Here is a 13,057-nt window from a genome sequence, read left to right as displayed (position 1 = left end):
TCTACTCAACCGCTTTCTCGAGTCAAGCCTTATTTTCAAAGGCTTTTCGAGGTTACCGACCTGGTTGTTTGCGTTGCCGCTTGCCGTGTCGATGGAGGCGCATTATAGGGATCTGGATCACGCTTGCAAGCGACAATTCGCATTAAATTCGAAGAAATCGTTCAACCGCTCAACAATCAATCAAGAAGTCGCTTAATCCAGCAATTTCCTCGCCCGTAGTCAACGCCATCTATCTTCAATCATACAGGGCAAGAGCTGGATCCACAGCAGGATGAAATGGCTGCCACCATCGCCATATCCATGGTGATCGCGCTCACGCCTTCGGGTAACATAGCGCCCCTTTGCGATTCACACACTCTTGGGCTTTGGAGAGTTTAATGCCTTTTGCACTTGGCCAGCGTTGGATTAGTGATACAGAGACGGATCTGGGTTTGGGGACTGTCGTTGCTGTTGAAGGACGCATGGTTACCCTGTTGTTTCCGGCTACCGGTGAAAACCGCATGTATGCCAAAGAAGAGGCGCCGGTCACCCGGGTCAGCTTCAATGTGGGCGATCAGATAGCCAGTCACGAAGACTGGACCATGATGGTCGATGAAGTGCAGGAGAAAGATGGCCTGCTTATATATGTTGGTGTTCGCACCGACAATGATGAGCCGGTTGCCCTCAAGGAAGTGTTTCTCAACAACTTCATCAAGTTCAACAAGCCACAGGATCGCCTGTTCGCCGGCCAGATCGACCGGATGTCCCGCTTTACCCTGCGCTACGAAGCGCTGGTCAACCAGCACAAACGTCGTCGCAATCCGACCCGCGGTCTGGCCGGTGGACGGGTCAGCCTGATCCCGCACCAACTCTATATCGCCCATGAAGTAGGCCACCGTTATGCCCCGCGCGTACTGCTGGCAGACGAGGTGGGCCTCGGCAAGACCATTGAAGCGGGCATGATCATTCATCAGCAGCTGCTCTCCGGCCGCGCCCATCGCGTGTTGATCCTGCTGCCCGAAACGCTCCAGCACCAGTGGCTGGTCGAAATGCTGCGCCGCTTCAACCTGCACTTCTCCCTGTTTGACGAGGAGCGCTGCATCGAGGCCTTTGCCGATGCGGAAAACCCCTTCGAAACCGAACAGCTGGTGATCTGCAGCCTCGACTTCCTGCGCAAGAAGCGCCGCCGCTTCGAACAGTTGCTGGAAGCCGAATGGGATCTGCTGGTCGTCGACGAGGCACATCACCTGGAGTGGAGCGAGGAGGCGCCGAGCCGTGCCTATGAAATGGTGGAAGCGCTGGCCGAACAGGTGCCAGGCGTGCTGCTGCTGACCGCGACTCCGGACCAGCTGGGCCATCAGAGCCACTTTGCCCGTCTGCGCCTGCTCGACCCCGAGCGCTTCTACGACTACGAGGCCTTTCTCGCCGAGGAACAGGCTTATGGTCAAGTCGCCAGTGCCGCCCAGGAGTTGCTGGATGGCGAGGCCCTGAGCGAAGCGGCCAAACAGACCCTGGCAGGCCAACTTGATGGTCTGGATCTCACTGATGCGGCCGCCCGTCAGCAGGCAGTCGCCAAGCTGCTGGATCAGCACGGCACCGGTCGCGTGCTGTTTCGCAACAGCCGCGCCAACATTCAGGGCTTCCCAGAGCGTCATCTCAACGTCTATCCCATGCCGTTGCCGGAGCAGTACAAAACCGCCATCAAGGTGATGGGCATGATGGGTGGCAACGGCGGCGATCTGCAGACCCGCGCCCTGCGCTACCTCTACCCCGAGAAGATCTTCCAGCAGTTTGAAGGCGACAACGCCAGCTGGACCCAGTTTGACCCGCGCGTTGACTGGCTGCTGGAACTGCTGATCTCTGCCCGCCAGCAGAAGATATTGGTGATCTGCTCCGAAGCGGCCACCGCCATCGCACTGGAAGAGGCCGTGCGTACCCGCGAGGGGATCCGCGCCGCTGTCTTCCATGAGGGGATGTCCATCCTCGAGCGGGACAAGGCCTCCGCCTATTTCGCTCAAACTGAGGGGAGCGCCCAGGTGCTGCTCTGCTCCGAGATCGGTTCCGAGGGTCGCAACTTCCAGTTTGCCAGCCATCTGGTGCTGTTCGACCTGCCCCTCAACCCGGATCTGCTGGAGCAACGGATCGGCCGTCTCGATCGCATCGGCCAGCAGAACACTGTCGAGATCCACGTTCCCTATCTGGAGGGCACCTCCCAGCGCGCCCTGCAGCTCTGGTATCACGATGGCCTCGATGCGTTCGAGCAGACCTGCCCGACCGCACGCCCGGTGTTTGAAGCGGTGCGTGACGAGCTGTTCGAGCTGCTGGCCGCCAACACCGGTGAGCAGGCGACCCTCGAAGCGCTGCTGACCCGCACCCGCGAGTTGCACGAGCCCCTCAAGGCCAAACTGGAACAGGGCCGCGATCGTCTGCTGGAGATCCACTCCAGCGGTGGCGAAGCTGCCAAACAGTTGGTCGAGAAGCTGGCTGCCGAAGATGACGACACCGGTATGATCTCCTTCGCCCTCAAGATGTTCGACGAGATTGGCGTCAATCAAGATGATCGCGGCGAGAACGCGCTGGTGCTGATGCCGGGCGATCACATGCTGGTGCCGAGCTTCCCGGGCCTGCCGCAAGACGGCATGACCATCACCTTTGATCGCACCACCGCCCTGTCGCGGGACGACATGTCGTTCCTCTCCTGGGATCACCCCATGATGCGCGGCGGTATCGACCTGATCCTCGGCTCCGAGATCGGTGCCACCTCGGTGGCTCTGCTCAAGAACAAGGCGCTGCCGGTCGGCTCCATCCTGTTGGAGCTGATCTTCGTCGCCGAGTCTGCGGCCCATCCCCAGCTCTACCGCTTCATGCCACCGACGCCGATCCGGCTGCTGATGGACAAGAACGGCAACAACCTGGGTGAGAAGGTGGCCTTCGATGCCTTCAACCGCCAGCTGACGCCGGTCAACCGCCACCTGGGCAGCAAACTGGTCACCGCTTCCCAGCCAGTGATCCACGGTCTGATTGGCCAGGGCCAGGCGATTGCCGAAGGACTGAAGGCGAATATTGTCGACCAGGCCCGTGCCCAGATGGCGCAAACTCTGCAGCAGGATCTCGATCGTCTGGAGGCGCTCAAGGCAGTCAACCCGAACGTGCGCGACAGCGAACTGGATTATCTGCGCAATCTGCAGGCAGAATTGCACCACCTGATCGACCAGACCCAACTCAAGCTGGATGCCATCCGCTTTATCGTGGTTACTCATAACTGATGAAACGGTGAAGGCATCGTCTGGTTGATAACGACCAGACCCAACGCGAGTTGGATGCCATGCACTTTTTATCGTGGTTACCCATAACTGATAAAACTGTGAAAGCATCGTCTGGTTGATAACGACCAGACCCAACGCGAGTTGGCTGCCATGCACTTTTATCGTGGTAATCCATAACTGATGGGGACTTGCCCCCGCTTTGACCAAAGATGCGAGACGCTATGTTTGTATACTCACCGCCCCTGGAACCCTGGCTCGATATCCTGTTCAAGGACAAGGACATCATGGTGGTCAACAAGCCCACTGGCCTGCTGAGCGTCCCCGGGCGCGGCCCCGAGAATGAAGACAGCGTGCTCCATCGGGTGAAGCAACAGCACCCCAAGGCGGCGGCAGCCCATCGTCTCGACATGGCGACCACAGGTGTGCTGGTGATCCCCCTCAATCCCAACTCTCACCGGGAGCTGAGCCGGCAATTCCGCGAGCGGGAAACCGAGAAGCACTATCTGGCCTGGGTGTGGGGCGAGCCGGAACTGGATGCGGGTGAAGTGGATCTGCCGCTCTGCGTCGACTGGCCCAACCGCCCGAAGCAGAAGGTGGACTTTGAGGAGGGGCGTCACGCCCTGACCTTGTGGCAGAAGCTGAAGGTGGAGAATAGCAACAGCCTGATCAAGCTGACTCCCATTACCGGTCGCTCCCATCAGCTACGGGTTCATATGCTGGAGCTGGGGCACCCCATTCTGGGGGATAACCTCTACGCCAATCCGGAGGCGCTGGCGGCGGCACCGCACCTTTATCTGCATGCGGCCAGCCTGACCATCAGCCACCCCCGCAGCGGCGAACGGATGACCTTCGAGGCACCAGCCCCTTTTCCGGTCTGAGCCAAGAGAGACATTGCGATATCGCAGACATAAAAAAGCCCCCATCGACTAGATGGGGGCTTTTTCGTTAGGGTCAGACGCGAATATCGATTTTACTTCCCAGAGAAGCGTTGGCCGATGTCGGTGCAACCGGTGCTGATTGAGCCGCTGTTTGCAGCAGTTTCAATGCAGATTCACCTTCTTGGGTCTGCTGTTTCTTGGCCAGGCTGGCCGTCATCAATGCAGAACCAAATGACGCAGATGCAGAACTAGATATATCCATGGTGTACCTCCTGCCCTAAGACTATCGGCCATCTTAGGCCAGACATGAGCACTTTGGCTAAATTAAATACGCCTTGTCGGGCTGACGCCGCTCCAGCCACTCCTCTTCCATCTCCAGCAGGGTCTGATAGACCTTCTCCGCCTGCTCGGGACGGCTGAACAGATAACCCTGACCATAGAGATGGATGTCGGTCAAAGTGCGCAGCACGTCGAGCTGGGCCTGGGTTTCGATCCCTTCGCACACCAGACTCTTGCCCAGCATGGAGCCCATCCGGCAGATGTTGGCGACCAGCTCGGACGCTTCGATGGAGGTATCGATCCCCTGAATGAAGGAGCGATCGATCTTCACCTTGCTGACCGGCAGTTTCTGCAAATAACTGAGGGACGAGTAGCCCGTCCCGAAGTCATCCAGCGCCAGCTGTACCCCTTGCTGGTTGAGGTCCTGCATCAGCTGCAGGGAGTTTTTCACCTCGCGCATGGTGGTGTCTTCCGTCACTTCCAGCACCAGGCTGGCAGCCGGGATATGGTGGTCCATCAGCGCCTTGGCCACCAGCTTCAGCAGGTTGCGCTGATACATGCCGGGAGAGATGTTCACGCACATCTGCAGATCCACCAGGCCCAGCTGCTGCCATTGATAGAGCTGCTCACAGGCGGTATTCAGCACCCAGCTACCCAGCTTTTCGGCCAGCTGAAACTCTTCGGCGACCTGGATCACCTCGTTGGGCGGGATGAAACCAAGCTCAGGGTGACGCCAGCGCAGCAGGGCCTCGACCGCCTCGCAGCGGCCGCTTTCCAGGTTGACGATGGGCTGGTAGTAGAGCTCGAGCGCATTGTGCTCCAGCGCCATGATCATGTCGCTGGCCAGATGCTTGCGGCGCGCTGTCTCATTGAGCAGCGAGCTGTCGTAGATGACGTACGGCACATGGGTCTTGCGGCTGTGGAACAGTGCCTGCTCGGCCCGGCTGAGCAGTTCCTGGGCTTGTTTACTGTCCATCGGGAAGAAGGCGATGCCGATGCCCACCTCCAGCCGGAATGGATAGTTGTCGATGATGATGTCCTGCTTGAGCGCGTGCAGCAGACGGGCTACCAGCTCCCTCACCTGACGCAGATCACTGCTCTCGCGCTGGATCATAGCGAACTGGTCACCGCCAAGCCTGGCCACCCACTCACCGTTTTCACACAGGCCGCGCATCCGTTTCGCTAGCTCCTGCAACAGGAAGTCACCGGTGTTGTAACCGAACTTGCTGTTGATGTCGCGAAAGTCATTGATGTCCACCAGTACCAGACCAAACGGCGTCTCCTTGCTGGCGTAGGATTCCATCTTCTCAAGCAGGGCCAGACGATTGGAAAGTCCGGTCAGGGGATCTATCCGTGCCACTCTGAAATGGCGGCGCGCCTCGCGGATCAGCAGACCGCTCAGCAGCATCACCGACAACACCAGCCCGGATACCATGAACAGCAGGGCATTGCGCAACTGGCCGAAGCGCTTGTCATTGCCCGAATAGACGTTGATGTTCTTCTGCATCACGGAGGCGAGGGAATAGGAGAGCGGTTCCTGCAGAGGCGACAGCCGCATCATGATCTGCTGATAATCCGGCGTTCCCGACTTCAGGTTGGTGATGTTGGGCTCCATCTCTCGGATATTGCTTTCGATCAACTGCACAAGCCGCAGGGTCTTCTGCTTGTCCTTCATGCTCTGACGCAGCTGGCCGCTGAGCAGAATGGGGGTGCGGCTCCAGAGGATGTCGTAGCGCAACATCAGGGTATCGTGATCGATGCCGCCATAATGGTAAATCTCGACGGAGTTGAGGAAGCGCCCCAACTCCAGTTGTAACTGCATCAGGGCCCAGGAGACGTCATAGGTATACTTCTCCATCACCCGGGTCGCATTCTGTATTTGTGCGAGGCAATACAGAGTGCTCCCGGTGAACAGCAGGATGGATAGATAAAGAACGATGAGTAAAGGCCACGCCTTGGTCTTTGCTTTCACTCGTGCTCCCAGAAGCCACTACATCAATGCTGAATATCAATGGCATTCAATTGCCAAATCATCATGTCAGTAAACTCCGAGCGTTTCAGCTCGGGATATTGATCCAGCGGTAGGATAAACCAAAGCGGTCCCTTATTCCGTACCCGCATGGTGACCCCATCATCTTGCCAGGCCAGAATCGGGTCGTATTGCTTGACCTTATCCCAGTTGAGCCTGATCTGAAAACTGTTCAATGCGGTCAAGGTGATCGCCTTGCCATCCGCACCGACGGCGGCCAGCAGATCGGCCAGCTTGGGTCCCACGTATTTGTGCGGCTTGTCGACCCAGGGGTTGGCGGTCACGATCTCGTGCTGCGGCAACGCCTTGAGCATCGCCAGATCGAAGGAGACCACCCCTTCGGTCGCTTCCGCCGGTTGTACATTGCCGGTCACCTTCAGGATGACGGGACCTTGCGGCGTTTCCAGCGCCATTGCCGGCATGGCCAGAGAAAACAGTAATGAAATCAAACCCAGTACACGCATGTTCACCTCGGATAAAGTCACTGACAATAGACTCAGTCTAGTCGCCATAAAAAAAACGGCTCGCAAAAGCGAGCCGTTTGGTAACCCAGGCTGAATTACATCATGCCCATGCCACCCATGCCGCCCATGTCAGGCATGGCAGGGGTATCTTTCTTCGGCAGCTCGGAGACCATGCACTCGGTGGTGATCATCAGACCGGCAACGGAAGAGGCAAACTGCAGGGCAGAACGAGTCACCTTGGTCGGATCCAGGATGCCCATGGCCAGCATGTCGCCGTACTGTTCGGTGTAGGCGTTGTAGCCATAGTTGCCTTCGCCGTTCTTCACCGCGTTGGCGATGACGGAGGCTTCTTCACCGGCGTTGATGACGATTTGACGCAGCGGAGCTTCCATGGCGCGCAGAGCAACCTTGATACCCACGTTCTGGTCTTCGTTGTCGCCACGCAGACCGGTCAGTTTGGCAGCAACGCGCACCAGCGCCACACCACCACCGGCAACCACGCCTTCTTCCACCGCAGCGCGAGTCGCGTGCAGGGCATCGTCGACACGTGCTTTCTTCTCTTTCATCTCGACTTCAGTGGCAGCACCCACCTTGATCACTGCAACGCCGCCAGCCAGTTTGGCTACGCGCTCTTGCAGCTTCTCACGGTCGTAATCGGAAGAGGTCTCTTCGATCTGCTGACGGATCTGGGCCACACGGCTCTCGATCAGGCCTGCATCACCCACGCCATCGATGATGGTGGTGTTCTCTTTGGTGATGACGATACGCTTGGCACGGCCCAGGTCTTCCAGGGTCGCTTTTTCCAGCTCCATGCCCACTTCTTCGGAGATCACGGTACCGCCAGTCAGGATGGCGATATCCTGCAGCATGGCCTTGCGACGGTCACCGAAGCCCGGCGCCTTGACGGCAGCCACTTTCACGATGCCACGCATGGTGTTGACCACCAGAGTCGCCAGCGCTTCACCTTCAACGTCTTCGGCGACGATGATCAGCGGCTTGCCAGCCTTGGCCACGCCTTCCAGCACCGGCAGCATTTCGCGGATGTTGGAGATTTTCTTGTCGACCAGCAGGATGAAGGGGTCGTCCAGCTCGACGGCACCGGTTTCCGGCTTGTTGACGAAGTACGGGGAGAGGTAGCCACGGTCGAACTGCATACCTTCAACCACAGCCAGCTCGTCTTCCAGACCCTGACCGTCTTCTACAGTGATGACGCCATCACGGCCCACTTTGTCCATGGCTTCGGCAATCAGCTTGCCGACTTTCTCGTCGGAGTTGGCGGAGATGGTGCCTACTTGAGCGATGGCGTTGTTGTCTGCGCAGGGCTGAGACAGCGCTTGCAGCTCGGCAACGGCGGCTACCACGGCCTTGTCGATACCGCGCTTCAGATCCATCGGGTTCATGCCGGCGGCAACGGCCTTCAGGCCTTCGTTGACGATGGCCTGGGCCAGTACTGTCGCGGTGGTGGTACCATCACCGGCGGCATCGTTGGCCTTGGAAGCGACTTCCTTAACCATCTGGGCGCCCATGTTCTGGAACTTGTCTTCCAGTTCGATTTCGCGAGCGACGGAGACGCCATCCTTGGTGATGGTCGGAGCGCCGAAAGATTTGTCCAGCACCACGTTGCGGCCTTTCGGGCCCAGGGTCACCTTGACTGCATCGGCCAGGATGTTGACGCCTTCCAGCATCTTGATGCGGGCTTCGTTGCCAAACTTGACTTCTTTAGCTGCCATTTTGTTCAGTCCTTCAATCAATTCTTGGGGGAAAGGGGTGGATTACTCTTCGACAATCGCCAGGATGTCGGTTTCAGACAGGATCAGCACGTCCTGACCATCCAGCTTCTCGGTCTTCACACCGTAGCCTTCGTTGAAGATAACCTTGTCACCAACCTTGACGGCGAGGGCTTTGACGTCGCCATTATCCAGAATTCGGCCAGTCCCCACGGCAAGAACTTCACCACGGGTGGACTTCTGGGCCGCCGTACCAGTCAAGACAATGCCGCCAGCGGATTTGGCTTCAGCTTCGATGCGCTTGATGATGACGCGGTCGTGCAGTGGACGAATTTTCATCGATAACTCTCCCAAAATGAGTCTCTGTGTTGCTTTGAGGAATGGCCATTCCTGGCCAAATTAGATATGTCTCCGATGTGGGGTACGTTTGTTAACCCTTCAAGGGCAAATACAAAAAAAATATTTTCACGTACTATGAAGGTCTTTGATGGATCGCCCGAGTCCCGGTCAGGAAACCGGTTTGTGCTGCCAGCAGCCAGAACTCCGCCAGATGTACAGAGACCAGCCCGTGACCCGACCCAATCCCCTGCTGACAGCCCCCATGACGTCCGTACTGCTGCGCATGACGGGTCCCATGATCCTCGGCATCGTCGCCATCCTCGCCTTCAACCTGGTCGATACCTTCTTCATCGGCATGCTGGGCACCCAGGCGTTGGCCGCCATCAGCTTCACCTTTCCGGTCACCTTCGTGGTCACCTCGCTGGCCATGGGGCTGGGGGCCGGCCTCTCCGCCGTGATGGGGCATGCCCTCGGCCAGGGCAAGCATGAAGAGGCCGCCCGCATCACCACCGACAACCTGTTCCTGGCGGTGCTGCTGGTCACCCTCATCGCCGTGGCGGGGGCGCTCACCATACACCCGCTGTTCCGGCTGCTCGGTGCCAGCGATGCGCTGATCGCCCTCATCTACGACTACATGCTGATCTGGTATCTGACCGTCCCCATGCTGGTGCTGCCCATGGTGGGCAATGCCGCCATCCGGGCCACCGGCGATACCAAGACCCCGAGCCTGGTGATGACGGTGGCCGGGCTGGTCAACGGCGTGCTGGATCCCCTGCTCATCTTCGGTATAGGCCCCTTTCCCGAGTGGGGGATCCGCGGCGCCGCCATCGCCACCTCCCTCTCCTGGCTGATGGCCATGCTGGTCAGCCTCTATATATTGCGCCACCGCGAGGGCCTGCTGCGCTGGCGCCTCTCCCCGCGCCCGCAGCTGCTGGCCCACTGGCGCGCCCTGCTGCACGTGGCCGTGCCTGCCTCCTTCACCAACATGCTCAACCCGCTGGCCAATGCGGTGCTGATGACCATCTTCGCCGGACTGGGCACCGAGGTGGTGGCCGCCTACGGCGCCGCCTCGAGAGTCGAGGCCCTGCTGCTCATCGTGATGATGGCGCTCTCCTCGGTGCTGGCTCCCTTCATCTCGCAAAACTGCGGCGCCGGCAACCCGGCCCGCGCCAAGGCGGCGCTGCAGCTCTGCATGCGCTTCGCCCTGCTGTTCCAGCTGGCGGTCTACGCGCTGACCTGGCTGCTGGCCCCCTTCATCGCCGATCTGTTCAGCGATCACCCGCAGGTGGTGCGCCTCATCGTGCTCTATCTGCACCTGGTACCCATCGGTTATGGCTTTCAGGGCATGGTGATGCTGCTGGCATCCGCCTTGAATGGCGTGAGGGCATCCAGCATCTCTTTTCTGTTCAACGGCTTGCGACTGTTTGTCTTCTTGCTGCCAGGAGCCTGGCTGGGGGCAAAACTGGGGGGAGAACAGGGGATTTATCTGGGGATCCTGCTGGCGAACCTGGCGGCGGGCACTCTGGCCTGGTGGTATGCCCGCCACCGCTTCGAGCAGTTGTGCCATCAGGGCAAGCCCTGATGGCCTGGGATTGAGCGCAGCACTTACTCCTTGCGCTCGAACTCCCCTTCGATGGTGGTACCGGCGCGCTGGGATTGACCCGGCTGGTCACTGCCAGGCACCTCGTCGAACGGCTGCTGACGGCTTTGAAAACCGCCCATCTGCATTCTGAACTGGTTGCTGCCGATCAGCTTGTCGGCCAGCTTGTTGCGCAGCCAGGGTTGCAGCAACAGGATGCCGAAGAAGTCGGTCACGAAGCCCGGAATGATCAGCAGCAGACCGGCCAGCGCCAGCATCATGCCCCCCATCACCTCACGTCCAGGCATCTCCCCCTGCTGCATCTTCTGCTGCGCGTTGAACAGGGTCTTGATCCCTTCGCTGCGCACCAGAGAGGAGCCCAGCACCGCCGTCAGAATGAGCAGGCCGACGGTCGGCAAGGCGCCGATCACGGAGCCCACCTCGATCATCACGGTGAGCTCGAGCACCACCAGACCGACCAACAATAGAAACAACTTGCCCATAACAACCTCAGTGCGGGTGAATGTGAATGAACCGCCGGCAGACCAGACAGCCGTCGATGCCGCTGCCAACCCACCATGATATCGGTTCCTGTTGATTAAAATGGGGGTCAGCGCGCACTTTTCAAGTGCGGAGGGTGACGCAGCGCCGGATCCGCAGAAAAACCGGCTTGCCGGACTGTGATTGAAGTCATTGTTCTGTCAAAGTTAATCGGTCGATTGCAATATCTGTTTAATGACCACAAGTTATTTGAGGTTGTCTCAAATTTAGTGATCCAGGTCTAATATCAGATACCTCAATTGGGGTAATATCGACGCCAGTAATGAAGGAGGCAAAAAAGGCCTCCAACCGCCCCACTCGATGTGTGGTGCTTCAGGATGAACCGTGCGTAAGGAACTCGCGACCACTCGGTGAGGATCGTTTCCATTTATCTGATTTCTGAGGCATTACAATGAGCGACATCAAGAACGTCCGCATTGAAGAAGACCTGCTGGGCACCAAAGAAGTTTCCAACGACATGTACTACGGCGTACACACCCTGCGCGCCGTCGAGAACTTCAAGATCAGCTCTCAGAAGATTTCTGACGTTCCGGAATTCGTCCGCGGCATGGTGCTGACCAAAAAGGCCGCCGCGCTGGCAAACGGCGAGCTGGGCACCATCCGTCCTGAAATTGCAGACAAGATCGTGGAAGCCTGCGACCTGATGCTGAACACCGGCAAATGCTTCGACCAGTTCCCGGTCGACGTTTACCAGGGCGGTGCCGGCACCTCCGTCAACATGAACACCAACGAAGTACTGGCCAACATCGCCCTCGAGCTGATGGGTCTGGAAAAAGGCCGCTACGACGTCATCAACCCGAACGATCACGTCAACAAGTGCCAGTCCACCAACGACGCCTACCCCACCGGTTTCCGCGTCGCCGTGGTGAACAGCACCGACACCACCCTGTTTGCCCTGGAAGCGCTGATCGCCGCTTTCGATGCCAAGGCTGCCGAGTTCAAGAACATCCTGAAGATGGGTCGTACCCAGCTGCAGGACGCGGTGCCCATGACCCTGGGTCAGGAGTTCCACGCCTTCGCCGTCACCCTGCGTGAAGAGATCAAGTCCATCAAGCGTTGCCAGGAGCTGCTGCTGGAAGTGAACCTGGGCGCCACCGCCATCGGTACCGGCCTCAACACCCCGCCCGAGTACTCCGCCCTGGCCATCAAGCGCCTGGCCGAAATCACCGGTCGCGCCTATGTGCCAGCTGAAGATCTGATCGAAGCGACCTCCGACTGCGGCGCCTATGTGATGCTGCACGGCGCCATCAAGCGCATGGCGATGAAGCTCTCCAAGATCTGTAACGATCTGCGTCTGCTCTCCTCCGGCCCGCGCACCGCACTCAAAGAGATCAACCTGCCGGAAATGCAGGCTGGCTCCTCCATCATGCCGGCCAAGGTCAACCCGGTCATTCCGGAAGTGGTCAACCAGTCCTGCTTCAAGGTCTTTGGCAACGACGTCACCATCACCTTCGCCGCCGAAGCCGGTCAGCTGCAGCTGAACGTCATGGAGCCGGTGATCGGTCAGGCGATGTTCGAATCCCTGAGCCTGATGGAAAAGGCCTGTATCTCCCTGCGCGAGAAGTGCGTGGAAGGCATCACCGCCAACCCGGAAATCTGCATGAACCACGTGCTGAACTCCATCGGTATCGTGACCTACCTGAACCCCTTCATCGGCCACCACGAGGGCGACATCGTCGGCAAGATCTGTGCACAGACCGGCAAGAACGTCCGTGAAGTCGTGCTGGAACGCGGCCTGCTGACCGCCGAACAGCTGGACGAAATCCTCTCCATCGAGAACCTGATGAACCCGCAATACAAGGCCAAGCGTTACACCCGCGAAGCCACCGTATAAGCGAGCAAATGGGCCGGGATCATCCCGGCCCATAGAGTCAGTTCCCGATAGGTCTTGCCCAGCCCCATCGGGAATTGGCTTTTCTGCCAAATAAAACCTAAAAAAACTGGAAAATGGAGTGT

The 13,057-nt window shown here is 58.7% G+C and carries 11 protein-coding genes; 5 read left to right on the top strand and 6 right to left on the bottom strand.

Going from position 1 to position 13,057, the window contains the following annotated elements; genetic code table 11:
• The 3 genes from ACB031_RS20545 to rluA all read left to right on the top strand — a co-directional run.
• The coding region (locus ACB031_RS20545) for a hypothetical protein (protein ID WP_371140149.1) at positions 1-196 on the top strand (196 nt) is incomplete at its 5' end.
• A gap of 181 nt (positions 197-377) precedes the next feature.
• Positions 378-3,245 (top strand): RNA polymerase-associated protein RapA, encoded by a 2,868-nt coding sequence (gene rapA, locus ACB031_RS20540; RefSeq protein WP_371140148.1) that lies wholly within the window; start codon positions 378-380, stop codon positions 3,243-3,245.
• 221 nt (positions 3,246-3,466) lie between these two features.
• Positions 3,467-4,123 carry a bifunctional tRNA pseudouridine(32) synthase/23S rRNA pseudouridine(746) synthase RluA gene (gene rluA, locus ACB031_RS20535; RefSeq protein WP_017780964.1) on the top strand — a complete coding sequence of 219 codons (657 nt, stop codon included), beginning with the start codon at positions 3,467-3,469 and terminating at the stop codon, positions 4,121-4,123.
• A gap of 73 nt (positions 4,124-4,196) precedes the next feature.
• On the opposite strand, the gene ACB031_RS20530 is transcribed toward rluA, so the two are convergent.
• The 5 genes from ACB031_RS20530 to ACB031_RS20510 form a co-directional block, all read right to left on the bottom strand.
• A complete protein-coding gene (locus tag ACB031_RS20530) occupies positions 4,197-4,385 on the bottom strand; it encodes a hypothetical protein (protein WP_080628999.1) in 189 nt (62 codons plus the stop codon).
• Between the two features lie 57 nt (positions 4,386-4,442).
• On the bottom strand, positions 4,443-6,374 hold the full coding sequence (locus ACB031_RS20525; protein ID WP_017785684.1) for a bifunctional diguanylate cyclase/phosphodiesterase: 1,932 nt from the start codon (positions 6,372-6,374) through the stop codon (positions 4,443-4,445).
• Between the two features lie 23 nt (positions 6,375-6,397).
• A complete protein-coding gene (locus ACB031_RS20520; protein WP_005309520.1) occupies positions 6,398-6,895 on the bottom strand; it encodes a hypothetical protein in 498 nt (165 codons plus the stop codon).
• 95 nt (positions 6,896-6,990) lie between these two features.
• Positions 6,991-8,625: a chaperonin GroEL gene (gene groL / locus ACB031_RS20515; RefSeq protein ID WP_005309517.1), complete on the bottom strand. Its 1,635-nt coding sequence runs from the start codon at positions 8,623-8,625 to the stop codon at positions 6,991-6,993.
• Positions 8,626-8,667: 42 nt separating this feature from the next.
• A complete protein-coding gene (locus ACB031_RS20510; RefSeq protein WP_005309514.1) occupies positions 8,668-8,961 on the bottom strand; it encodes a co-chaperone GroES in 294 nt (97 codons plus the stop codon).
• Positions 8,962-9,142: 181 nt separating this feature from the next.
• Between ACB031_RS20510 and ACB031_RS20505 the strand changes: the two genes are divergently transcribed.
• On the top strand, positions 9,143-10,543 hold the full coding sequence (locus ACB031_RS20505) for an MATE family efflux transporter (RefSeq protein WP_019839813.1): 1,401 nt from the start codon (positions 9,143-9,145) through the stop codon (positions 10,541-10,543).
• Positions 10,544-10,566: 23 nt separating this feature from the next.
• Here the strand turns inward: ACB031_RS20505 and ACB031_RS20500 are convergent, their stop codons facing one another.
• Positions 10,567-11,043: an FxsA family protein gene (locus tag ACB031_RS20500; RefSeq protein ID WP_371140147.1), complete on the bottom strand. Its 477-nt coding sequence runs from the start codon at positions 11,041-11,043 to the stop codon at positions 10,567-10,569.
• A 449-nt stretch (positions 11,044-11,492) separates the two neighbouring features.
• Here ACB031_RS20500 and aspA point away from each other — a divergent pair, with 449 nt between their 5' ends.
• On the top strand, positions 11,493-12,935 hold the full coding sequence (gene aspA / locus ACB031_RS20495; protein WP_005309505.1) for an aspartate ammonia-lyase: 1,443 nt from the start codon (positions 11,493-11,495) through the stop codon (positions 12,933-12,935).
• Positions 12,936-13,057 lie beyond the last annotated feature (122 nt).

Origin of the sequence: Aeromonas sp. S8(2024) (assembly GCF_041403085.1) — a bacterium.
Taxonomy (GTDB): Bacteria; Pseudomonadota; Gammaproteobacteria; order Enterobacterales; family Aeromonadaceae; genus Aeromonas; species Aeromonas dhakensis.
Note: the sequence above shows the minus strand (reverse complement) of the source record. Positions and strands in the feature narration are given on the sequence as shown.

Coding starts and splice junctions, on each gene's coding strand:
- rapA (WP_371140148.1), top strand. CDS start 378: ATGCCTTTTGCACTTGGCCAGCGTTGGATTAGTGATACAGAGACGGAT.
- rluA (WP_017780964.1), top strand. CDS start 3,467: ATGTTTGTATACTCACCGCCCCTGGAACCCTGGCTCGATATCCTGTTC.
- ACB031_RS20530 (WP_080628999.1), bottom strand. CDS start 4,385: ATGGATATATCTAGTTCTGCATCTGCGTCATTTGGTTCTGCATTGATG.
- ACB031_RS20520 (WP_005309520.1), bottom strand. CDS start 6,895: ATGCGTGTACTGGGTTTGATTTCATTACTGTTTTCTCTGGCCATGCCG.
- groL (WP_005309517.1), bottom strand. CDS start 8,625: ATGGCAGCTAAAGAAGTCAAGTTTGGCAACGAAGCCCGCATCAAGATG.
- ACB031_RS20510 (WP_005309514.1), bottom strand. CDS start 8,961: ATGAAAATTCGTCCACTGCACGACCGCGTCATCATCAAGCGCATCGAA.
- ACB031_RS20500 (WP_371140147.1), bottom strand. CDS start 11,043: ATGGGCAAGTTGTTTCTATTGTTGGTCGGTCTGGTGGTGCTCGAGCTC.
- aspA (WP_005309505.1), top strand. CDS start 11,493: ATGAGCGACATCAAGAACGTCCGCATTGAAGAAGACCTGCTGGGCACC.